The sequence below is a fragment of the Streptomyces sp. NPDC034049 genome (assembly GCF_055575575.1).
On the sequence record NZ_JBVISJ010000012.1, the window covers coordinates 247,853 to 268,448 of the forward strand.

A 20,596-nucleotide genomic window follows, 5' to 3' on the forward strand; every position below is an offset into this window, starting at 1 on the left:
CGTGAGCACCCCCGACCTTCCCCTCGCCCAGAGCGGCGGCTGCGGCGACGGCTGCGCCTGCGGCGCGGACGACGGACTCAGCGAGGAATACCTGGAGTGCGGGCTCGATCCCGCGCTCGCCCAGCTCCTGGCCGACGCCGGACTCGACCCCGTGGAGGTCGAGGACATCGCCAACGTCGCCATCCAGGAGGACCTCGACCACGGCGTGGACGTGACCACGGTCGCCACGATCCCCGAGGACGCGCGGGCCACCGCCGACTTCACCGCCCGCGAGGGCGGCGTCGTGGCGGGGCTGCGCGTCGCCGAGGCGGTCCTGTCGGTGGCCTGCTCCGACGAGTTCGAGGTCGAGCGGCACGTCGACGACGGCGACCGCGTCGAGGCCGGCCAGAAGCTCCTCAGCGTCACCGGCGCCACCCGCGACCTGCTCACCGCCGAGCGCAGCGCCCTGAACCTGCTGTGCCGCCTCTCCGGCATCGCGACCGCCACGCGCGCGTGGGCGGACACGCTGGAGGGCACGAAGGCCAAGGTGCGCGACACCAGGAAGACGACGCCGGGGCTGCGCTCCCTGGAGAAGTTCGCGGTCCGCTGCGGCGGCGGGATCAACCACCGCATGTCCCTCTCGGACGCGGCCCTCGTCAAGGACAACCACGTGGTCGCCGCGGGCGGGGTCGCCCAGGCCTTCGAGGCCGTGCGCGCGATGTTCCCCGAGGTGCCCATCGAGGTCGAGGTCGACACCCTGCACCAGCTGCGGGAGGTCGTCGACGCGGGCGCCGATCTGATCCTCCTGGACAACTTCACCCCGCTCGAGTGCGAGGAGGCCGTCTCGATCGTCGACGGCCGCGCCCTCCTGGAGGCCTCGGGCCGGCTGACCCTCACCAACGCCAAGGCGTACGCGGACACGGGCGTCGACTTCCTGGCCGTCGGGGCACTGACCCACTCGTCCCCGATCCTGGACATCGGCCTCGACCTGCGCGCGGCCGAGTAGGGACGGGGACGGGCCATGCTGCTGACGATCGACGTGGGCAACACCCACACCGTCCTCGGTCTGTTCGACGGCGAGGACATCGTCGAACACTGGCGCATCTCCACGGACGCGCGCCGCACCGCCGACGAACTGGCGGTCCTCCTCCAGGGCCTCATGGGCATGCACCCGCTGCTCGGCGAGGAACTGGGCGACGGCATCGACGGCATCGCGATCTGCGCCACCGTCCCCTCGGTGCTGCACGAGCTGCGCGAGGTGACCCGCCGCTACTACGGCGACGTCCCCGCGGTCCTCGTCGAGCCGGGGGTGAAGACGGGTGTCCCGATCCTCACCGACAACCCCAAGGAGGTCGGCGCCGACCGCATCATCAACGCCGTCGCCGCCGTCGAGCTGTACGGCGGTCCGGCCGTCGTCGTGGACTTCGGTACGGCGACGACGTTCGACGCGGTCAGCGCGCGCGGCGAGTACGTCGGCGGCGTGATCGCCCCCGGCATCGAGATCTCCGTGGACGCCCTCGGCGTCAAGGGCGCCCAGCTCCGCAAGATCGAGGTCGCCCGGCCGCGCAGCGTCATCGGCAAGAACACGGTCGAGGCCATGCAGTCCGGCATCGTCTACGGGTTCGCCGGGCAGGTCGACGGCGTGGTGAGCCGCATGGTCCGCGAACTGGCCGACGACCCCGAGGACGTGACGGTCATCGCCACCGGGGGGCTCGCGCCCATGGTGCTGGGGGAGTCCTCGGTGATCGACGAGCACGAGCCGTGGTTGACGCTGATCGGGCTGCGGTTGGTCTACGAACGGAACGTGTCGCGTCTTTGAGGGGGCGCGGTACGGGGTGGGGGCGGGGGTGTGTCGGCGGGTGCGGGTCCGGTGGGGCTTCTCGCGCAGTTCCCCGCGCCCCTGAAAAGCCGGGGCTGCGCCCCGTGCTTTTCAGGCCCGCAGGGCCGTGGTCTTTCAGGCCCGCAAGGCCTGTGTCTTTTAGGGGCGCGGGGAACTGCGCGACCAGCCTCCACACACCCGCACCCGCCGACGCACCCTCACCCCCCACCCCCTACCGCGCCCCCGGTGGACCCAGGCGGGTGGTCCCCGGCGCCACACGCCCCTATCAACCCTCTTTTGTCTGATTAGCGCGTATCGTCGCCGCATGCCCACGCCCCACGGAACCCGCGGCGGCATGGCGTTCGGCGCCGAGGAGCTGCGTGTGCTCCGCCGTGCCCTCGCCCTCGCCCTCAACCCCAGTCCCGTCTCGGCGGAGGAGGTGCAGGACTGCCTCCGGCTCGCCCAGTCCGTCGACGAGGCGGCCCGTGAGGACGCCCGTCTGAGGGCCTTCCTGCTGGCCGACCTCGCCCGCTACCGCGCCGCCCTCCCCGGCACGGCCACGGGCTACGCGGCGCTCCTGACACAGGCCCTGGACGCCGGGTACCTCCCCCTCCCGGACGACCTCGCCGCCCTGCGCGCCCTGCGCGGCAACCCCGTCGCCGCGTCCCTCCTGGAGCGCTGCCACCCGCTCGTCGCACAGGACGTGCGCGCCCGTTTCGCGGGGCGCGCGGCCACCTCGGCCGTGGTCGTCCCCGCCTCCCGCGCCGCCTCGGGCCGCTCGCGGCTCCGGCTCACCGCGCTCCCCGGTGGCCTCGTGGAGCAGGACGCGCGCGCCGCCGGAGAGCCCGCCCGGCCGAAGCCCGCCCGGCCCTCCCGCCCCGCCGAGCCCGCCGACAAGCCCGGTCCGGTGCCCCGCCCCGACGCCCCGCGTCCGGCCCGCCGCCCCATCCCCACCCCCGGTGAGGTCTTCCCGCCCAAGCGGAAGCCGCCCGCCCCGCCCGCGAACCCGCCCCAGCAACTGGCCGCCGTCTAGCCCTGGCTACCCTGGACGCATGGACTACGTCTCCGCGCTGCTGCCCCCCTTCGTGATGGCCGTGCTGTTCATCAGCGTCATCCGGGTGATCGTGAAGACCCAGGGCGGCCCCAACAAGGCCAAGGAGGACGCGGTGGTCGACGCGGCCCTCACCCGTGCGGAGAACACCCGCCAGGCCGGCGGCGACGGCCGCCGGAGCCCCGGCGCCTGACCCGCACCGCTCCCGCCCCATCGGCGTACGACTCGTGTGTTTTTCGAGTCGTACGCCCTTTTTGTTCCATTCCTCCGGATAGGGTGCGGAACTGTGCCTCGCCCCTTGGGAGAACTCGAAGACGCCGTCATGACGCGGGTGTGGAAGTGGAACCGCCCGGTGACGGTTCGGGAAGTCCTGGAAGACCTTCAGCGGGAACGGTCCATCGCGTACACCACCGTGATGACCGTTCTGGACAATCTCCATCAGAAGGGCTGGGTGCGCCGGGAGGCGGAGGGCCGGGCCTATCGATATGAGGCGGTCTCCACTCGCGCCGCCTACGCGGCCGCACTCATGAACGAAGCCTGGTCGCAGAGCGACAACCCCGCCGCCGCGCTCGTCGCCTTCTTCGGGATGATGAGCGAGGAACAGCGACAGTCCCTCACCGACGCCGTACGCATCGTCCAGGGCCCGCCCCCCGGCAAACCCGAACCCGCCGCGCCCGCCGCCCCCGTCCGCGAAACCCCTGTTGAAACCGTCGGCGAATCCGCCGAATCGTCCGGCGAAACAGAGGGCACCCCCGGCGAATCACCGGATCGCCCCGGGCGATAGCGTCCGCTCATGCCAGCAACGAGTCCCGAAGCCACCACAAAAGCCATCACCGTCAGGCGGGCTCGGACCAGCGATGTCCCGCACGTGCGCGACCTCCTCGACTCCTACGTCCAGCGCCGCATCCTGCTCGACAAAGCGACGGTCACCCTTTACGAGGACATCCAGGAGTTCTGGGTCGCGGAACGGGACGACAACGCGCAGGTCGTCGGCTGCGGTGCGCTGCACGTCATGTGGGAAGACCTCGCGGAAGTCCGCACTCTCGCGGTGAACCCCGACGCCAAGGGTCTCGGCGTCGGGCACCAGTTGCTGGAGAAGTTGCTGCACACCGCTCGCTGGCTGGGTGTTCGACGGGTTTTCTGTCTCACCTTCGAAGTCGAGTTCTTCGCGAAGCACGGCTTCGTGGAGATCGGTGAGACTCCCGTCGACACCGATGTCTACGCGGAGCTGCTGCGTTCCTATGACGAGGGTGTCGCGGAGTTCCTCGGTCTCGAACGAGTGAAACCGAACACCTTGGGCAACAGCCGGATGCTTCTGCATCTGTGATCGCCGGGGGAGAGACCAATTCCGGTGAGGCGTTCCGGTGGACCTTCCCGGAGAGCATCCGGTGAGGGTCGCCTTGCCCGCGGGGCCTATGTCCGAAACGCACATGTTTCCGGTCTTCCCCGGCCTCCTCGTCCTCTCCGGGGTCTCTCCCCGGTCTCTCCTCGGTCTCTCCCAGGGGTTTGTGTTTTTCCTGGAAAAGCGGTTTGCTTTCCGACGTACTGCAGTACTGCATATAACAGGGGACGCGAAACAGCGGCGCTCGCCGCAGGCCTCGGCCCTGAAGTTATCGATGAAAGGAAATCCGGTGGCACAGAAGGTTCAGGTCCTTCTTGTCGACGACCTCGACGGCGGCGAGGCGGACGAGACCGTGACGTTCGCGCTGGACGGCAAGACGTACGAGATCGACCTCACGACCGCGAACGCGGACAAGCTCCGTGGCCTTCTCGACCCCTACGTCAAGGGTGGTCGGCGTACCGGAGGCCGGGCCGCGGGAGGGCGGGGCAAGGCCCGTGCCGCTTCCGGCGGCAGCCAGGACACCGCGGCCATCCGCGCCTGGGCGAAGGAGAACGGCTACGAGGTCAACGACCGCGGTCGCGTCCCCGCCTCCATCCGCGAGGCCTACGAGAAGGCCAACGGCTGAGTTTCCGACGGCCCGGTGCTCGCGCGCCGCAGCCGGACGCGGTGGCAGTGCGTCGCCACCGTGTCCACCACTCGCACGAGGTCGGGGGCGCCCCCCACGCCCCCCAACGCCGACATGCTCGGCAGCGAGGGTTCGACCTCGCACTCCGGCTCGGGGGGCCGCAGCCACTCGGCGGCCCCCTGTGAACCGGCCTCCCCGCGCACGCCCCCACGCCTTCCGGCTCCGTCCGGTGGCGCCGGCGCCACCACGTGACCGCCCGTTCCGACGGCAGTGAGGTCCAGGTCGAGGCCGCCCCAGTCCAGCCACTGCAACAGCCCCGGCAACTCCTCCGCGCTCCCGGCCGCGACCAGCAGCAGCATCCGCCCGCCGCACAGCGCCACCGGTGAGCCCGGACCGGGCACCGGCCCCAGGTGACGCAGCGCCGCGAACCCCGCTTCCACCGGTACGTCGAGCACATCGAAGCGCAGGCCCGTAATGAGATGTACGGGCGTCCCGGGCACGGTCGCCCAGCCGAGATCGTTCTCGTACCACCACCGCACCGCGTCGCACGGGGTCTCGCCCGGGACATCGCGCGAGGCGGCGGCCGAGGAAGCGCTCGGGTCGAGCGGTCGGCGGGGAAGGGGGACGATGGCCATGTCAGGAGCAACCGGGCGAAGAGGCCCAGAGTTACGCTGGGTGTCGGCGCGATTGCGAGGAGTGCCGGGAAAGGGGGCGTTCCACGGTGTGCGGTGACGCAAGGATGTTCGCCCTTAGCGGAGGGAACCGGTGCATCCGGCATGGAGTGTCAGTCCCTACGGGTAAGACATCCCTAGTGGGAGGGGGCGACACGCAGGAAAGGCCGTCTCACGTTCGCCATCGGCGTACTGATGGTGGGGGTAACTGCCTGGCCTGCGGGAACATCGTCTCGCACCATCGGGTTGGAGCAGATGTCGGCGTTCGGGGTCAGGAGGCCAAGGACGGTGTCGGCAGTTGGAATGAGCGGTCCCCGCTTGCGGGACTAAGCTGCGGAAGGACAGCGAGGGGAGCGTCCCCTCACTGCCTGACCGCTCTGAGGAGCGATTAACGATGTTCGAGAGGTTCACCGACCGCGCGCGGCGGGTTGTCGTCCTGGCTCAGGAAGAAGCCCGGATGCTCAACCACAACTACATCGGCACCGAGCACATCCTCCTGGGCCTGATCCATGAGGGTGAGGGTGTCGCCGCTAAGGCCCTGGAGAGCCTCGGGATTTCGCTCGAGGCGGTCCGCCAGCAGGTGGAGGAGATCATCGGGCAGGGGCAGCAGGCTCCGTCCGGCCACATCCCCTTCACCCCCCGTGCCAAGAAGGTCCTGGAGCTGTCGCTCCGCGAGGCCCTTCAGCTGGGCCACAACTACATCGGCACGGAGCACATCCTGCTCGGCCTGATCCGCGAGGGCGAGGGCGTCGCCGCCCAGGTCCTGGTCAAGCTGGGCGCAGATCTCAACCGGGTGCGGCAGCAGGTCATCCAGCTGCTCTCCGGTTACCAGGGCAAGGAGACCGCCACCGCCGGCGGCCCCGCCGAGGGCACCCCCTCGACGTCCCTGGTCCTCGACCAGTTCGGCCGGAACCTCACCCAGGCCGCTCGTGAGTCCAAGCTCGACCCGGTCATCGGGCGCGAGAAGGAGATCGAGCGGGTCATGCAGGTGCTGTCCCGCCGTACCAAGAACAACCCGGTCCTGATCGGTGAGCCCGGCGTCGGCAAGACCGCCGTCGTCGAGGGCCTCGCCCAGGCCATCGTCAAGGGCGAGGTGCCCGAGACCCTCAAGGACAAGCACCTCTACACCCTCGACCTCGGCGCGCTGGTCGCCGGCTCCCGCTACCGCGGTGACTTCGAGGAGCGCCTGAAGAAGGTGCTCAAGGAGATCCGCACCCGCGGCGACATCATCCTGTTCATCGACGAGCTGCACACGCTGGTCGGTGCGGGTGCCGCCGAGGGCGCCATCGACGCCGCTTCGATCCTGAAGCCGATGCTGGCCCGCGGTGAGCTCCAGACCATCGGTGCCACCACGCTGGACGAGTACCGCAAGCACCTGGAGAAGGACGCGGCCCTGGAGCGCCGCTTCCAGCCCATCCAGGTCGCCGAGCCCTCGCTCCCGCACACCATCGAGATCCTCAAGGGGCTGCGCGACCGGTACGAGGCGCACCACCGCGTCTCCATCACGGACGAGGCCCTGGTGCAGGCGGCGACGCTCGCCGACCGGTACATCTCGGACCGCTTCCTGCCGGACAAGGCGATCGACCTGATCGACGAGGCCGGATCGAGGATGCGCATCCGCCGGATGACCGCGCCGCCGGACCTCCGCGAGTTCGACGAGAAGATCGCCGGTGTCCGCCGGGACAAGGAGTCCGCGATCGACTCGCAGGACTTCGAGAAGGCCGCCTCCCTCCGCGACAAGGAGAAGCAGCTCCTGGCCGCCAAGGCCAAGCGGGAGAAGGAGTGGAAGGCCGGCGACATGGACGTCGTCGCCGAGGTCGACGGCGAGCTGATCGCCGAGGTCCTCGCGACCGCCACCGGCATCCCGGTCTTCAAGCTGACCGAGGAGGAGTCCTCGCGTCTGCTGCGCATGGAGGACGAGCTCCACAAGCGGGTCATCGGCCAGGTCGACGCCGTCAAGGCGCTGTCGAAGGCGATCCGTCGTACGCGTGCGGGCCTGAAGGACCCCAAGCGTCCCGGTGGTTCGTTCATCTTCGCCGGTCCGTCCGGTGTCGGTAAGACCGAGCTGTCGAAGGCTCTGGCGGAGTTCCTCTTCGGTGACGAGGACGCGCTGATCTCCCTCGACATGTCGGAGTTCAGCGAGAAGCACACGGTCTCGCGGCTCTTCGGTTCCCCGCCCGGATACGTGGGCTACGAAGAGGGCGGCCAGCTGACCGAGAAGGTCCGCCGCAAGCCGTTCTCCGTCGTCCTCTTCGACGAGGTCGAGAAGGCCCACCCGGACATCTTCAACTCGCTGCTGCAGATCCTGGAGGACGGTCGACTGACCGACTCCCAGGGCCGGGTCGTGGACTTCAAGAACACGGTCATCATCATGACGACCAACCTCGGCACCCGGGACATCTCCAAGGGCTTCAACCTGGGCTTCGCGGCCTCGGGCGACAAGAAGACCAACTACGAGCGCATGAAGAACAAGGTCTCGGACGAGCTCAAGCAGCACTTCCGGCCCGAGTTCCTCAACCGTGTCGACGACGTCGTCGTCTTCCCGCAGCTGACGCAGGAGGACATCCTCGCGATCGTCGACCTGATGATCGGCAAGGTCGACGAGCGCCTGAAGGACCGGGACATGGGCATCGAGCTCTCCCAGTCCGCCAAGGAGCTGCTGTCCAAGAAGGGCTACGACCCCGTGCTGGGCGCCCGGCCGCTGCGTCGGACCATCCAGCGCGAGATCGAGGACACCCTCTCCGAGAAGATCCTCTTCGGCGAGCTGCGCCCCGGCCACATCGTGGTCGTGGACACCGAGGGCGAGGGCGAGACCCAGACCTTCACCTTCCGGGGTGAGGAGAAGGCGGCGCTGCCGGACGTCCCGCCGATCGAGCAGGCGGCCGGCGGTGCGGGTCCGAACCTGAGCAAGGACGCGTAACCGCTGCGCTCGGCCTGAGCGAGCGAGAAGGGGCTGCCCCGGGACCTCGGTCCCGGGGCAGCCCCTTTGTCGTCCGTTTTGTCGTCCGCTTCGTCGTCCGGGAAATGAGTGACGCGGACCTCGTAGTCGGCATCACATTCACGCGTTCTTTCCGGCCGCTCCCGGTGACGTGCCGCACAGGTCATTTGTCCGGTACTAGGTGGAATAGTGGCGAGAGAGTGATGGGCAAAACGGACATTCGGGTCTCAGGGTGAGCGATTCGGGTGGTGCTGCGCAGGTGAGGGGCGGTTTGGTGGTGGATGTCAATGAAGGGGGGCATTTCCTCTGATCTACGAGGTTAAGTCGTAGGTCACATGTTTGGGGGCTTTCGCGGCATCGGGGTACCAAGGGTTGTCCCATTCGGCGGCCGCAGATGCGTGCCCGTCGAGGCACGTTCCCTGTCTCCGTTCCCCCGTGAGGTACTCCATGTCGCAGCGTGTTCGCACTCCCCGTTCCCGTACGTCCCAGCTCCGTGTCCGCGCCGCCGTGATGGCCGTGGGTGTGGGTGTCTCGGGTGTGCTGGGTGCCGGGGTCGCGGCCGCCGCCGGTGGTGCCCAGGCCGCGAGCGCCGGCACCGCCACCGCCATCGTCCAGACCGCCGCCGCCAAGAAGGCGGCCTCCTGGGTCAGCCCCGTCAAGGGCTACAAGCTGAGCGCGCGCTTCGCGCAGGCCGGCAACATGTGGTCCGCCAAGCACAGCGGCCAGGACTTCGCCGTCAGGAGCGGCACGGCCGTCGCCGCCGCGCACGGCGGAACCGTCGTCAAGGCCGGCGGCAACGGCGCCGGTGACGGCCCGGCGTACGGCAACGCCGTCGTCATCAAGCACGGCAACGGCACGTTCTCGCAGTACGCCCACCTGGCGAAGGTGAACGTGAAGGTCGGCCAGGTCGTCAAGACCGGGCAGCGCATAGCCCTCTCCGGCAACACCGGTAACTCCAGCGGGCCGCACCTGCACTTCGAGATCCGTACGACCGCGAACTACGGCTCCGCCATCGACCCGGTCGCCTTCCTGCGCACCAAGGGCGTCAAGGTCTGAGCCGCCCGCGGGGCAGGGTCGCGAAGGTCGCGAAGGTTCTGAGGGCCGCCCGGACAGGGCGGCCCTCAGGGGCGCCCGGCTCCGGCGTGCGCCTGGGTCACCAGGTCGATCGCGACCTCCAGGACGGCCTCCCGCTTCTCCTCGGGGTCGGCTTCGAGGTCCCGCAGGACGAACATGCCCGCGTGCATCGTGAACAGGGCGCTCGTGCAGCGGACCTGGTCGGTCAGGGCGGCGTCCGGTTCCTTGATGGTGTCGATCAGGCGGATCATGCGGTCCTTGAAGGTCTCGCCGACGCTCAGCTCGCGCACCGTCGCCTGGTTCTCCTGCATGAAGCGGAAGAGCGGGGCGACATCGGCCAGGGCCACGCTGTAGCGGCGCAGGATCTCCCGCTTGGTGTCGAGGGTGCGCGGCTGGGTGCCCGCCCACTCGATCAGATCGTCGATCGGGCGTTGCAGGTCCTGGAAGAGGCCGATGAGGATGTCTTCCTTGGTCTTGAAGTGGTAGTACAGCGCCGCCTTCGTCACATCGAGGCGTTCGGCGATCTCCCGCAGCGAGGTCTTCTCGTAGCCCTGCTCGGCGAAGAGTTCGAGGGCGACCTCCTGGATGCGCTGGCGGGTGTCGCCGCGACGCTGCCGCTTCGGTGTCGCGTCCGCCGCGCCCGTGGCGTCCTGTGCCATGCCGCTCATCCTCGTACTCCTCGCCGCTCGGATGGCCCGGGTCGGTCAAGCCCCGGCCAAGCCCGTCGAACTTACTTGACGCCCGGCTAGTTAGGGGCCTAGCTTCCCTCAGTGTAGACAACTAGCCGGTCGGCAAGTAAGTGCACGGAAGCTCCGGGGGGAGTGGAGGACCGCGATGGATGCGGAGAAGAAGAACGAAGCGAGCGGTGGGGCCGAGAAGGACGGGCCGCAGCCGCGCAGTGTGCGGGTGGTGCTGCTCGCGCTCATGATCGCCATGCTGCTCGCGATGCTCGACAACATGATCATCGGAACGGCGATGCCGACGATCGTGGGGGAGCTGGGCGGGCTCGAACACCTGTCGTGGGTCGTCACCGCCTACACGCTCGCGACCGCCGCCTCCACGCCCATCTGGGGCAAGCTCGGCGACCTCTACGGCCGCAAGCGGATCTTCATGACCTCGATCGTGATCTTCCTGATCGGGTCCGCGCTGAGCGGGATGGCCCAGGACATGGGCCAGCTCATCGGCTTCCGCGCGATCCAGGGACTCGGCGCCGGCGGTCTGATGGTCGGGGTCATGGCGATCATCGGCGACCTGATACCGCCCCGGGAGCGCGGCAAGTACCAGGGCATGATGGCCGGGGTGATGGCTCTCGCCATGATCGCCGGACCGCTGGTCGGCGGGTCCATCACGGACCACTGGGGCTGGCGCTGGTCCTTCTACATCAACCTGCCGCTCGGGGTCGTGGCGCTGATCGCCGTCAGTGCCGTGCTGCACCTGCCGAAGCCGTCGCGCGAGGGGCGGTCGGCGCGGAACATCGACTATCTGGGCGCGGCCCTGCTGACCGTCGGCATCACGGCGATCGTGCTGGTCACCACGTGGGGCGGCACGGAGTACGCCTGGGGGTCGGCCGTCATCATGGAGCTGATCGCGCTCGGCGTGGCCTCGCTGGTCGGGTTCGTGTTCGTGCAGAAGCGGGCGGCCGAGCCGGTGATCCCGCTGCACATCTTCCGCAGCCGGAACTTCACGCTGATGTCCCTGATCGGGTTCTTCACCGGGTTCGTGATGTTCGGCGCGGTGCTGTTCCTGCCGCTGTACCAGCAGTCCGTGCAGGGCGCGTCCGCGACCAACTCCGGGCTGTTGCTGCTGCCGATGCTCGGGGCGATGCTCGCGGTGTCGATGGTGGCCGGGCGGGTGACCACGAACAGCGGCCGCTACAAGATCTTCCCGGTCATCGGGAGCGTCCTGATGATGGTGGGGCTGTTCCTGCTGGCGCAGATGGACACGGGGACGAGCCGGCTGACGTCCGGGGTGTTCATGGCCGTGCTGGGTGCCGGTATGGGATGCCTGATGCAGATCACCATGCTGGTCGCGCAGAACAGTGTCGAGATGAAGGACATGGGCGTCGCCTCCTCGACCACCACGCTGGCCCGGACGCTCGGGTCGTCCTTCGGGGTCGCGATCATGGGTGCGTTGTTCAACAGCCGGGTGCAGGACGTGATGGCCGAGCGGGCCGGGGCGCTGGGGTCCAAGGTGACCGAGCAGTCGGCGCAGCTGGACGCGGCGAGTCTGGCGAAGCTGCCGGAGGCAGCGCGGGAGGCGTACCAGTACGCGGTGTCCTCCGGGACGCACTCGGCGTTCCTGCTGGGGGCGATCGTCTCCGTGGTGGCGTTGGTGGCGGCGGTGTTCGTGAAGGAGGTGCCGTTGCGGGGGGCCGGGGCCGGGGCCTCCGGCGCGGACGGGGCCGAGGGGGCCGGCGGGACCGGGGCCGGCGGGGAGGCCGGGGCGAAGGAGGCTGCGGCCGTCTGATCGTGCGGTGGGCCCCCTGAGTTCGCGGTTGAGCTCGGGGGGTTCGGTGCGTCGGCGGGTGCGGGTGGGTGGGGGCTGGTCGCGCAGTTCCCCGCGCCTCTGAAAAGCGGGGGCTGCGCCCCGTGCTTTTCAGGCCCTCCGCCGGTCGCCTTTCAGGGCCACGGGGGCCTGGTCTTTCAGGGGCGCGGGGAACTGCGCGACCAGCCCCCACCCACCCGCACCCGAAGAACCGGCCCCCCGCCCGGCAGGGCTACGCATCGGTCGACATCGGCAGCATCGGGTAGCTGCCCGTGTTCGTCGGGGCGTGTTCCGGGAGCCACAGGACGGCGACCGCCCCCTCCGCCGGGACGCCGCCCGGGGACCCGGGCGGGCGGACGTTGCGGAAGGTGAGGCGGGCGCCTAGGACACGCGCCTGACCGGCGGCGATGGTGAGGCCGAGGCCGTGCCCCTGGCCGGCCCGGTCGGAGGCCCCGGTACGGAAGCGGCGGGGCCCGTCGGCGAGGAGTTCCTCGGGGAAGCCGGGGCCATGGTCGCGGACCCGGATGACGCGGCCCTCGACGGAGACCTCGATCGGCGGTCTGCCGTGCTTCGCCGCGTTGGCCAGCAGGTTCAGCAGGACCCGTTCGAGTCGGCGGGGGTCGGTCGTCACCTCCGACTCGTGCACCACCCGCACCCGCACGTCCGCGTTCTTCGCCGCCACCCGCCGGGCCACGAACTCGCCCAGCATGATGTCCTGCAACTCGGCCCGCTCGGAGGCCCCGTCGAGACGGGCCACCTCCAGCACGTCCTCCACGAGCGTCCGCATCGCCTGCGCCCGGTCGCGGACCAGCTCGGAGGGGCGGCCCGGGGGCAGCAGTTCCGCGGCCGTCAGCAGTCCGGTGACCGGCGTACGCAGCTCGTGGGCGATGTCCGCCGTCACCCGGCGCTCCGCCTCGATGCGCTGCCGCAGGGTGTCGGCCATGGCGTCCACGGCCCGTGCCAGCTCCGCGGTCTCGTCGCGTACGACACCGCCGATCGCGTCCTGCACCCGTACGTCCGACTCGCCCTTGGCGACCTCGTGCGCGGCGGCCGCCGCCTTGCGCAGCCGGCGGGACATCTGGCCGCCGATGAGGACCCCGAGGGCCGAGCCGCCGAAGACGACCGCGATCGAGCCGATGAGCAAGGCCTGGTCGAGGTCCCGCATCACCGCCGAGCTGTGGTCGGTGAAGTCGGTGTGCAGGGACAGGACCCGCTTGTCCTTCAGCGGGACGGCCGCCCAGATGTCGGGCACCCCGTTCTCGCCCTCGGACACGTACGTCGCCCGGCGGCCCTCGCTGACCTTGGCCAGCAGGTCCTGCGGGATGTCGGGGTCGTCGAGCTTGACCCCGAAGGCGCCCGACTTCAGCGGGCGCCCCGACTCGTACATCCGCTGGGCGACCTGGATGCGCTCGTCAGCGAGGTCGCGTGAGTTGTCGAGCATCGAGACGCGCGCCGCGTTGTGCACGACCAGGCTCAGCGCGACCGCCACCAGCGCGCCGACCAGGGCGATCGCCGCGCTCAACTGCCAGCGCAGCCCCGTCCGGATGCCTGAGACCGGCCCCGGGACGGGTCCCGGGGCCGGTCCCGCGCCGGACGGGCGGTCGGCGGCGCGTGCGGCCTCGGGCGCCCGCCCTCTTCGTATCCCCCTCGATTCCATGTCGGCCCCGTCCCCGCTCAGGCCTTGAGCTTGTAGCCGAAGCCGCGGACCGTCTCGATCCGGTCCTGGCCGATCTTCGCGCGCAGCCGCTGGACATGGACGTCGACGACCCGGGTGTCGCCGCCCCAGCCGTAGTCCCACACGCGTTCGAGCAGCTTGTCGCGGGAGAGGACCGTGCCCGGGGCGGAGGAGAACTCCAGCAGCAGGCGCATCTCGGTCGGTGTCAGGGCCACCGGCTCCCCGGACTTCCGTACCTCCATGCCCACGGTGTCGATCACCAGTTCGCCGAGTTCGCCGAAGGTGAGCACCCCGCCGGTGTCCGCGCCGCCGGCCTCCTCCGCCTTGGCGTCACCGCCGCTCGCGTGGCCGAAGCGGCGCAGCACCGCGCGGATCCGGGCGACCAGGACGGCGCCGTCGAACGGCTTGGTCACGTAGTCGTCGGCGCCCGCCTCCAGGCCCAGCACCACGTCGATGGAGTCTGCGCGCGCGGAGAGCATGATCACCGGGACGGTCGACTCGTCACGGATGCGGCGGCACAGGGAGACCCCGTCCAGGCCCGGCACCATGACGTCGAGGAGGGCGATGTCGGGCCGGTTCGCGCGGAACGCCTCCAGCCCCGACAGCCCGTCGGGCATGGCCGTGACCGCGAAGCCGTCCCGCTCCAGGGCGAGCTGGGTGGCCTCGCGGATGACGTCGTCGTCCTCGACGAACAGGACATGGGTCTGCTCAGCCATCCGGTGATCTCGCTCGCTCTCGGTAGAAGGGGGTCGCCGGTGTCGTGACGACGGGCGGGCCCGGCTCAGCCCTGCTCGGGGGTGGCCGACTCCGTGCCGCCCACCGCGGTGCTGTACTCGGTGCGCGTGCTGGAGCGCTGGACGAAGTCGTCCTTGATCCAGCGGTAGGTGGTCACTTCCTCGCTGGACGGATACGAGGACGGATCGCCATTCTCGTACAGCTGCCGGGTGACCAGGAGGTCGCCCCGGTCGATCTCCGCGTAGACGGGGGGCTGTTCGGACAGGAAGACGCTGCGGTACGTCCCCTTCTTCTCCGGGCGGTAGACGTACGACGCGACGCCGACGGCGTCCGCGCAGGTCATCACATTGACCACGAGGTCGTCCGACGAACCCCCGGTCAGGTCCCCGTACGTCACGTCCACCGGGTACTCGTCGGCCACGCACGGCTTCAGGTCGCTCTTGACCGCCTTGCTGACCTCCGGGTCCGCGCGGACCATCCGGACGACCTCGTCGACACTCGGGTGGTCGCCGCCCCTGTCGGCGTCCGCCGAACCGGAGGCGGACGGTGTGGCCCCGCCCGCCGCGAGGGAGTCGGCCGGCCCCTCGTCCCGCGCGCCGGTGCCGCCCGTGCCGCAGGCGGACACGGAAAGGGCGAGGGCGGCGAGCACGGCCACCGCCGTGATCACCGCCTTCGTGGCCTGCCTGGCCCCGGGACGGGGGCCGGCCGCTGTGCTCAGGCCGCGCAACGCTCCTGCTCCTCGCTCGCTTCGAGCGCACGGGCGGCGCGCTCTTCGTGGTCCCGCGACTCCAGCTCCTCGCGGAGCCGGGCCAGCGCACGGTGCAGCGTGCTCTTGACCGTGCCGGCCGACATGCCGAGGGCGGCGGCCGTCTCCTCCGTGGACATCTGCTCCCAGTGTCGCAGCACCACGACACTGCGCTGCTTGGGTGCCAGCACCTTCATGATGTCCATCAGGAGGGCGCGGTCCGCGTGCTGCTCGGTGGAGTCGTCGATGCAGGCGTCCGGCAGCTGCTCGGTCGGGACCTCCTCCAGCTTGCGGGCCCGCCACCACTCCGTCCGCGTGTTGATCATGACCCGGCGCAGGTAGGCGTCCGCGAGGCGCTTGTCCGCGATGCCGTCCCAGCGGCCGTACGTCCGCGCCAGCGCCGTCTGCAGCAGATCCTGGGCGTCCACCGGGTCCGGCACGAGCCGGCGGGCGCTGCGCAGCAGCGCGTCCTGCCGGGTACGGACGTACTCCTCGAATTCGAGCACCTCGCCGTGCGCCATGATCAACCGCCTCCGTTCCCCGTTTCCGGCGTCCGCGCTGTCCGCGCGATGCCGGTCCTCCGCCACTTCGTGTGCTGGTGCGTGCCGCTCGTTCCGCCGGATCCGCTGGTTCGTTTCGCGGGTGTTCCTGCGGTACGCCGATGAAGCTACGGAGGGGTTGTCACGGAGACGTCCGAGGCAGCCTGCGGAGAACGCTCGGCTGTCCGTCGGTTGTGTAACAGAAGTAGGAACGGGGTAAAGCGGGGTGGTCTTTGAGGCGGAGATGAGCCGGTTTACCCCGTCGACGGCACCGGAGGGTCAGGTGAGGGGAAGGCGGTAGAGGCCGCCCGGGAGGGGTTCCACCAGTCCGTCGGAGACCAGTCCGTCCAGGGCGCGGGCCCGCTGCACCGGCTCGTCCCACACCCGGTCGAGCACCGCCTGCGGCACCGGCGCGATCGCGTCCCGCAGGACGGCGAGGAGCTTGCCGCGGACCTGACGGTCGGTACCGGCGTACGACTGACCGCGCCGCGCCGGCCCCTCGTGCGCGGGCTTCCCGGCCAGCCGCCAGGCACACTGCCCGGCGATCGGGCACCGCCCGCACGTCTCGTTCTTCGCGGTGCACACCAGCGCGCCCAGCTCCATCGACGCGGCCGCCCACCGGGACGCCGTCCCGTCGTCCTCGGGCAGCAGGGCGCGCGCCAGCTTCCGCTCGGCGGCGGTGGTCGCGTTCGGCGGGTACTGCGTGCCGCTCACCGCGCGGGCGAAGACCCGCCGCACGTTCGTGTCGAGCACGGCGTGCCGCTGTCCGTACGCGAACGACGCCACCGCCGCGGCCGTGTACTCCCCGATCCCCGGCAGCGCGAGCAGCTGCGCGTGATCGCGGGGTACGTCGCCGCCGTGCCGTTCCGTTATGGCCACCGCCGCGCCGTGGAGCCGCAGGGCGCGACGGGGGTAACCGAGCCGGCCCCAGGCGCGCACCGCCTCGCCCGGTGGTTCCTTCGCGAGGTCCGCCGGACGGGGCCAGCGGGCCAGCCACTGCTCGTAGACGGGCAGTACCCGGTTGACCGGCGTCTGCTGGAGCATGAACTCGCTGACCATCACCCCCCAGGGCCCGGCCTCCGGCCGGCGCCAGGGCAGATCACGGGCGTGCGTCTCGAACCAGGCGATCACCGGGGTGTGCAGCGCGGCGGGGGCGGGGGCGGACCCGGCGGTGGGGGTGGAGGTGGGGGTTGCGTCGGCAGGGCTGCTCTGAGGTTTCGTGGGTGCAGTCATGGCACCGCCGATCCTGCCATGCGGGATGTGGTCGGGGCGGGTACTGGCGGGGGGTGTCTGGGGTGGGTCGGCCTCCCGGGCCCAGACGCGCGGGGCTCAGCCGCCGGCCCGCCACCCCAGCTCCGGTCCCAGCCTCGTCGCGATGTCCGTCAGGATCTGGACGTAGTCCTCGTGCTCGAAGGTGAACGGCAGCGCGAAGGCCACCTCGTCGATCTCGCGGAACGCGACGTGCGCCCGCAGCCGCTCGGCGATCTCCGCGGACGTGCCCACCAGGTCCGGCGCGAACAGCATTCGCCCCGGCCCCTGCGGCGCCGTGGTCCGGGGCAGCCGCTGCGCCGCGTACGCCTCGTACTTGGCGCGCTGCTCCGGCGTCGCCGAGTCGGTGGGGATGACGACGAGGCCCTGCGAGACCCGGGCATCCGCCCCGTCGGGATGGTGCGCCCGGAACTCCCGGATGTGGGAGAGCTGGACACCGGCGAAGTCCACCGCCCCGGTCGTCCCGCCCTCCGCCTTCACCACGCTGCTGGTCAGGAAGTTCATCCCGTTCTCACCGGCCCACCGCGCCGACCGCAGGCTGCCCCCGCCGTACCACATCCGGGCGCCCAGCCCGGGGGAGTACGGCTGGACCCGGTCGGAGAAGACCTCGAACCCCTCGGTGCCGCTGAAGTCCGTGGCCGCCTCGCCGCGTACGAAGCCCAGGAGCCGGCCGACCCTGTCGAAGCCGAAGTCCTCCGCGTCGGCGGTGTCCGGGTAGAGCGCCGCCTTGACGGTGTCGTAGTGCATCGGCGGTCCGACGCTGACCCCCGGGTTGAGCCGGCCGCCGGAGAGGAGGTCGACCGTGGCCAGGTCCTCGGCGAGCCGCAGCGGGTTCTCCCAGCCCAACGGGATGACGGCGGTGCCCAGTTCGATACGGCTCGTGCGCTGCGAGGCGGCCGCCAGGACCGCGACGGGGGAGGAGATGCCGTACTGCAGATGACGGTGGCGCAGCCACGCGCTGTCGAAGCCGAGCCGCTCGCCCAGTTCGATGATCTCCAGCGTGGACTCGTGGCCCCGGCGCGGGTCTGCCTCGTCGAACAGCCCGATGGTCAGGAACCCCAACCTCCGCAGCGGCCTCGGCTCCGGTGCGCCCGCGCCGTTGTCCATGGTCCCGGATCCGGCCATCGTCATCTCCAAGTCCTGCGGCGCGCTTCGATGATGGGGTCGATTGTGGCAGGTGGGGCGGAGGAGGTGAGGGGCGGACTCGGGGCGGCGGCCGGTGTGTTCGAGTTCCTTCGTGAAAAGGCTTGGAGAGGTGGGGAGTTGGTGTCGATCGTACGACCGGGGATCGGTCACGGAACGTGTATCTACGGGCGTTGTGATCACGCACCGCGATCATGGCGGGCCTGTTCGGGGCGATCACGGGAACGACCGGGATGATGATCCGGAAAAGTTGAGGTTTCGGGCGGCGGGTGGGGCCAGCGAAGTGCCGGATCTCTCGTACAGTTTGCGCCGTGGGATCTCTGCGCAATCCGATCGGGCCGCTTCCCTCCACCATCTACTGGCGACGGAGGGCCGTTCTGCTGACCGTCGTCGGTCTGCTCGCGATCCTCGTCGTGTGGGTCGTCACCGGCGGCGGTGGGGGCGGAGACAACGACGCGGGTGGGCCCGACGGCAAGAATCCCGCGACCTCGATCACTCCCGGGCCCTCCGGTTCCGGTCCCGCGATCAGTCAAGCGCCGGGCGGACGCGACGAGTCGGGTGACGAGTCGGGCTCCGGGGGCGACAGCTCCGGGTCCGGGGCGGGCGACGGTTCGGGGTCCGGCTCCGGTTCCGGGTCGGGTGCCGGTGGTGGGGACACGACCGGTGGGGCCGGTGCGGCGGGCGGCGGTACGTCCGACGACGGCAAGAACGGGAGCAGTTCCGGCGAGCAGGTCCCGGCCGGGTCCAGTCTGCCCAACTGCACCGCCGGGGCCGTGAAGTTGACCGTGCGCAGTGTGCGCAACGCGTACGAACCCGGGGCGAACCCCACGTTCGAACTCATCGCCCGCAACTCCTCCGGCGGGGACTGCAAGCTCGATCTCGGGCCGGACAACACGGTGGTGACGATCACGCCGGCCGATGCGGACGACACGTTCTGGGCGTCCGACGACTGCCATGAGACGGCGGGCAGCCTGCTGTTCAAGGTGCCGGCCGGGGACCGGGTCACCTACACCGTCGAGTGGAACCGCGACCCCAGTGCGCCCAACTGCGCGACGCCCGCGGCCGGTTCGGCGACGGCGGGCACGTACCTCGTCGAGGCGAAGGCGCCGGGGCTGGCCACGGCGCGGACGTCCTTCGTGCTGGAGAAGGACTGACGGTCGGGGCAAGCCGGGGCCGACGGGCCGGGGCTCCGCGCCCCCTGACCCGACTGTCGGCCTTCGGTCTCGGCCGCGTCCCCGGACGCCGGACGGGCTGACCGGGCGACGCCGGTCCGCCGAAGGGGCCGGGGCGACGCCGCTGAAGGGGCCGGCGCGGGTCGTCGTCAGACGTAGCGTTCCAGGATGGACGACTCCGCCAGGCGGGACAGGCCCTCGCGGACGCTGCGGGCCCGGGCCTCGCCCACGCCGTCGACCGTCTGGAGGTCGTCGACGCTGGCCGCCAGCAGCTTCTGGAGGCCGCCGAAGTGCTCCACGAGGCGGTCGATGATGGCGCCCGGGAGCCGCGGGACCTTCGCGAGGAGGCGGAAGCCGCGCGGGGAGACGGCCGAGTCCATGCCCTCGGGGGAGCCGGTGTAGCCGAGGGCACGGGCGACTGTGGGCAGTTCGAGGAGCTCGGCGTGGGTGAGGGCGTCGAGTTCGTGGAGGGCTTCGTCGACCGTGCGGGAGCGCTTGGCGGTGGGCTCGGGGACGTAGTCCCGGACCACCAGCTCGCGCTCCGGTTCGACGCCCGCGATCAGTTCGTCGAGCTGGAGGGCCAAAAGACGGCCGTCCGTGCCCAGTTCGACCACGTATTCGGCGATTTCGGTGGCGATGCGGCGGACCATCTCCAGCCGCTGGGCCACCGCCGAGACGTCCCGGACCGTCACCAGGTCCTCGATCTCCAGCGCGGAGAGCGTGCCCGCCACCTCGTCCAGGCGCAGCTTGTAGCGCTCCAGGGTCGCGAGGGCCTGGTTCGCCCGGGAGAGGATCGCGGCCGAGTCCTCCAGGACCCGGCGCTGTCCGTCGACGTAGAGCGCGATGAGGCGCATCGACTGGGAGACCGAGACGACCGGGAAACCCACCTGTTTGCTCACGCGGTCGGCCGTACGGTGGCGGGTGCCCGTCTCCTCCGTGGGGATCATCGGGTCGGGGACCAGCTGGACGCCCGCGCGGAGGATCTTGGAGAGGTCCGAGGACAGCACGATGCCGCCGTCGAGCTTGCACAGCTCACGCAGGCGCGTGGCGGTGAACTCGACATCCAGGACGAAACCACCGGTGCACATCGGCTCGACGGTCTTGTCGAAGCCGAGCACGATGAGTCCGCCGGTGTTGCCGCGAAGAATCCGTTCAAGCCCGTCGCGCAGGGCCGTGCCTGGGGCCACGGCGCTCAGTGAGGCGCGCATCAGGCCATCGGCACCGGAGCTCCCACCGGACTTTCCGGGAGCTGCTGCCCGGTCGTTGGCTGCCACTGCACTCCTCCGGTCGCAGGTTCTGGGGCGCTCCCGTTTCGCACACGTGGTTCGTACGGAC

General features: G+C 70.6%; 20 protein-coding genes. 11 read left to right on the forward strand and 9 right to left on the reverse strand.

The window, feature by feature from the left end:
- Position 1: 1 nt before the first annotated feature.
- The 7 genes from nadC to ACZ52C_RS30665 all read left to right on the forward strand — a co-directional run bounded on the left by nadC (position 2) and on the right by ACZ52C_RS30665 (position 4,816).
- Positions 2-985 carry a carboxylating nicotinate-nucleotide diphosphorylase gene (nadC, locus tag ACZ52C_RS30635; protein WP_086801634.1) on the forward strand — a complete coding sequence of 328 codons (984 nt, stop codon included), beginning with the start codon at positions 2-4 and terminating at the stop codon, positions 983-985.
- A 15-nt stretch (positions 986-1,000) separates the two neighbouring features.
- Positions 1,001-1,798 carry a type III pantothenate kinase gene (locus ACZ52C_RS30640; protein WP_045562636.1) on the forward strand — a complete coding sequence of 266 codons (798 nt, stop codon included), beginning with the start codon at positions 1,001-1,003 and terminating at the stop codon, positions 1,796-1,798.
- 355 nt (positions 1,799-2,153) lie between these two features.
- Positions 2,154-2,831 carry a hypothetical protein gene (locus tag ACZ52C_RS30645; protein WP_469077816.1) on the forward strand — a complete coding sequence of 226 codons (678 nt, stop codon included), beginning with the start codon at positions 2,154-2,156 and terminating at the stop codon, positions 2,829-2,831.
- A gap of 19 nt (positions 2,832-2,850) precedes the next feature.
- Complete coding sequence (locus ACZ52C_RS30650) at positions 2,851-3,042, forward strand: hypothetical protein (RefSeq protein WP_469077783.1); 192 nt, start codon at positions 2,851-2,853, stop codon at positions 3,040-3,042.
- 129 nt (positions 3,043-3,171) lie between these two features.
- On the forward strand, positions 3,172-3,633 hold the full coding sequence (locus ACZ52C_RS30655) for a BlaI/MecI/CopY family transcriptional regulator (protein WP_469077784.1): 462 nt from the start codon (positions 3,172-3,174) through the stop codon (positions 3,631-3,633).
- A 9-nt stretch (positions 3,634-3,642) separates the two neighbouring features.
- Positions 3,643-4,176 carry an amino-acid N-acetyltransferase gene (locus ACZ52C_RS30660; protein ID WP_192333584.1) on the forward strand — a complete coding sequence of 178 codons (534 nt, stop codon included), beginning with the start codon at positions 3,643-3,645 and terminating at the stop codon, positions 4,174-4,176.
- A 304-nt stretch (positions 4,177-4,480) separates the two neighbouring features.
- Positions 4,481-4,816 (forward strand): histone-like nucleoid-structuring protein Lsr2, encoded by a 336-nt coding sequence (locus tag ACZ52C_RS30665; RefSeq protein WP_033524724.1) that lies wholly within the window; start codon positions 4,481-4,483, stop codon positions 4,814-4,816.
- Here ACZ52C_RS30665 and ACZ52C_RS30670 read toward each other — a convergent pair.
- Positions 4,795-5,451, reverse strand: a complete 657-nt coding sequence (locus ACZ52C_RS30670; protein WP_469077785.1) for an SCO3374 family protein — start codon at positions 5,449-5,451, stop codon at positions 4,795-4,797. The two genes, ACZ52C_RS30665 and ACZ52C_RS30670, sit on opposite strands and share 22 nt — an antisense overlap.
- A 430-nt stretch (positions 5,452-5,881) precedes the next feature.
- Between ACZ52C_RS30670 and ACZ52C_RS30675 the strand changes: the two genes are divergently transcribed.
- Complete coding sequence (locus ACZ52C_RS30675) at positions 5,882-8,407, forward strand: ATP-dependent Clp protease ATP-binding subunit (protein ID WP_319106572.1); 2,526 nt, start codon at positions 5,882-5,884, stop codon at positions 8,405-8,407.
- A 465-nt stretch (positions 8,408-8,872) separates the two neighbouring features.
- A complete protein-coding gene (locus tag ACZ52C_RS30680; protein ID WP_469077786.1) occupies positions 8,873-9,481 on the forward strand; it encodes a M23 family metallopeptidase in 609 nt (202 codons plus the stop codon).
- Positions 9,482-9,546: 65 nt separating this feature from the next.
- Here ACZ52C_RS30680 and ACZ52C_RS30685 read toward each other — a convergent pair whose 3' ends face one another.
- Positions 9,547-10,167 (reverse strand): TetR/AcrR family transcriptional regulator, encoded by a 621-nt coding sequence (locus ACZ52C_RS30685; RefSeq protein WP_469077787.1) that lies wholly within the window; start codon positions 10,165-10,167, stop codon positions 9,547-9,549.
- Between the two features lie 166 nt (positions 10,168-10,333).
- On the opposite strand from ACZ52C_RS30685, the gene ACZ52C_RS30690 reads away from it, so the two are divergent.
- On the forward strand, positions 10,334-11,965 hold the full coding sequence (locus ACZ52C_RS30690; RefSeq protein WP_469077788.1) for an MDR family MFS transporter: 1,632 nt from the start codon (positions 10,334-10,336) through the stop codon (positions 11,963-11,965).
- A 250-nt stretch (positions 11,966-12,215) separates the two neighbouring features.
- On the opposite strand, the gene cseC is transcribed toward ACZ52C_RS30690, so the two are convergent.
- The 6 genes from cseC to ACZ52C_RS30720 form a co-directional block, all read right to left on the reverse strand.
- Complete coding sequence (cseC, locus tag ACZ52C_RS30695; protein WP_469077789.1) at positions 12,216-13,640, reverse strand: two-component system sensor histidine kinase CseC; 1,425 nt, start codon at positions 13,638-13,640, stop codon at positions 12,216-12,218.
- A gap of 17 nt (positions 13,641-13,657) precedes the next feature.
- Positions 13,658-14,374 (reverse strand): two-component system response regulator CseB, encoded by a 717-nt coding sequence (cseB, locus tag ACZ52C_RS30700; protein ID WP_469077790.1) that lies wholly within the window; start codon positions 14,372-14,374, stop codon positions 13,658-13,660.
- Between the two features lie 65 nt (positions 14,375-14,439).
- Positions 14,440-15,120, reverse strand: coding sequence for a hypothetical protein (locus tag ACZ52C_RS30705; protein WP_469077791.1), 681 nt, complete (start codon positions 15,118-15,120; stop codon positions 14,440-14,442).
- Entirely contained in the window at positions 15,108-15,659 is a 552-nt protein-coding gene (locus ACZ52C_RS30710) for a SigE family RNA polymerase sigma factor (protein ID WP_220647183.1), read from the reverse strand. The genes ACZ52C_RS30705 and ACZ52C_RS30710 overlap by 13 nt, the downstream gene beginning before the upstream one ends.
- A 297-nt stretch (positions 15,660-15,956) precedes the next feature.
- Entirely contained in the window at positions 15,957-16,910 is a 954-nt protein-coding gene (locus tag ACZ52C_RS30715) for an HhH-GPD family protein (RefSeq protein ID WP_469077792.1), read from the reverse strand.
- Positions 16,911-17,006: 96 nt separating this feature from the next.
- Complete coding sequence (locus ACZ52C_RS30720) at positions 17,007-18,077, reverse strand: LLM class flavin-dependent oxidoreductase (RefSeq protein WP_469077793.1); 1,071 nt, start codon at positions 18,075-18,077, stop codon at positions 17,007-17,009.
- Between the two features lie 323 nt (positions 18,078-18,400).
- On the opposite strand from ACZ52C_RS30720, the gene ACZ52C_RS30725 reads away from it, so the two are divergent.
- The gene (locus ACZ52C_RS30725) at positions 18,401-19,243 is read left to right on the forward strand and encodes a hypothetical protein (RefSeq protein WP_469077794.1); all 843 of its coding nucleotides are present in this window, start codon (positions 18,401-18,403) and stop codon (positions 19,241-19,243) included.
- A gap of 167 nt (positions 19,244-19,410) precedes the next feature.
- On the opposite strand, the gene disA is transcribed toward ACZ52C_RS30725, so the two are convergent.
- On the reverse strand, positions 19,411-20,535 hold the full coding sequence (gene disA / locus ACZ52C_RS30730; RefSeq protein ID WP_045562654.1) for a DNA integrity scanning diadenylate cyclase DisA: 1,125 nt from the start codon (positions 20,533-20,535) through the stop codon (positions 19,411-19,413).
- Between the last annotated feature and the right edge of the window lie 61 nt (positions 20,536-20,596).

What these genes read in the sequence shown, in the direction of transcription:
- ACZ52C_RS30640 (WP_045562636.1), top strand. Translation starts at nt 1,001, where the DNA reads ATGCTGCTGACGATCGACGTGGGCAACACCCACACCGTCCTCGGTCTG.
- ACZ52C_RS30645 (WP_469077816.1), top strand. Translation starts at nt 2,154, where the DNA reads ATGGCGTTCGGCGCCGAGGAGCTGCGTGTGCTCCGCCGTGCCCTCGCC.
- ACZ52C_RS30650 (WP_469077783.1), top strand. Translation starts at nt 2,851, where the DNA reads ATGGACTACGTCTCCGCGCTGCTGCCCCCCTTCGTGATGGCCGTGCTG.
- ACZ52C_RS30655 (WP_469077784.1), top strand. Translation starts at nt 3,172, where the DNA reads ATGACGCGGGTGTGGAAGTGGAACCGCCCGGTGACGGTTCGGGAAGTC.
- ACZ52C_RS30660 (WP_192333584.1), top strand. Translation starts at nt 3,643, where the DNA reads ATGCCAGCAACGAGTCCCGAAGCCACCACAAAAGCCATCACCGTCAGG.
- ACZ52C_RS30670 (WP_469077785.1), bottom strand. Translation starts at nt 5,451, where the DNA reads ATGGCCATCGTCCCCCTTCCCCGCCGACCGCTCGACCCGAGCGCTTCC.
- ACZ52C_RS30675 (WP_319106572.1), top strand. Translation starts at nt 5,882, where the DNA reads ATGTTCGAGAGGTTCACCGACCGCGCGCGGCGGGTTGTCGTCCTGGCT.
- ACZ52C_RS30680 (WP_469077786.1), top strand. Translation starts at nt 8,873, where the DNA reads ATGTCGCAGCGTGTTCGCACTCCCCGTTCCCGTACGTCCCAGCTCCGT.
- ACZ52C_RS30685 (WP_469077787.1), bottom strand. Translation starts at nt 10,167, where the DNA reads ATGAGCGGCATGGCACAGGACGCCACGGGCGCGGCGGACGCGACACCG.
- ACZ52C_RS30690 (WP_469077788.1), top strand. Translation starts at nt 10,334, where the DNA reads ATGGATGCGGAGAAGAAGAACGAAGCGAGCGGTGGGGCCGAGAAGGAC.
- cseC (WP_469077789.1), bottom strand. Translation starts at nt 13,640, where the DNA reads ATGGAATCGAGGGGGATACGAAGAGGGCGGGCGCCCGAGGCCGCACGC.
- cseB (WP_469077790.1), bottom strand. Translation starts at nt 14,374, where the DNA reads ATGGCTGAGCAGACCCATGTCCTGTTCGTCGAGGACGACGACGTCATC.
- ACZ52C_RS30710 (WP_220647183.1), bottom strand. Translation starts at nt 15,659, where the DNA reads ATGGCGCACGGCGAGGTGCTCGAATTCGAGGAGTACGTCCGTACCCGG.
- ACZ52C_RS30715 (WP_469077792.1), bottom strand. Translation starts at nt 16,910, where the DNA reads ATGACTGCACCCACGAAACCTCAGAGCAGCCCTGCCGACGCAACCCCC.
- ACZ52C_RS30720 (WP_469077793.1), bottom strand. Translation starts at nt 18,077, where the DNA reads ATGACGATGGCCGGATCCGGGACCATGGACAACGGCGCGGGCGCACCG.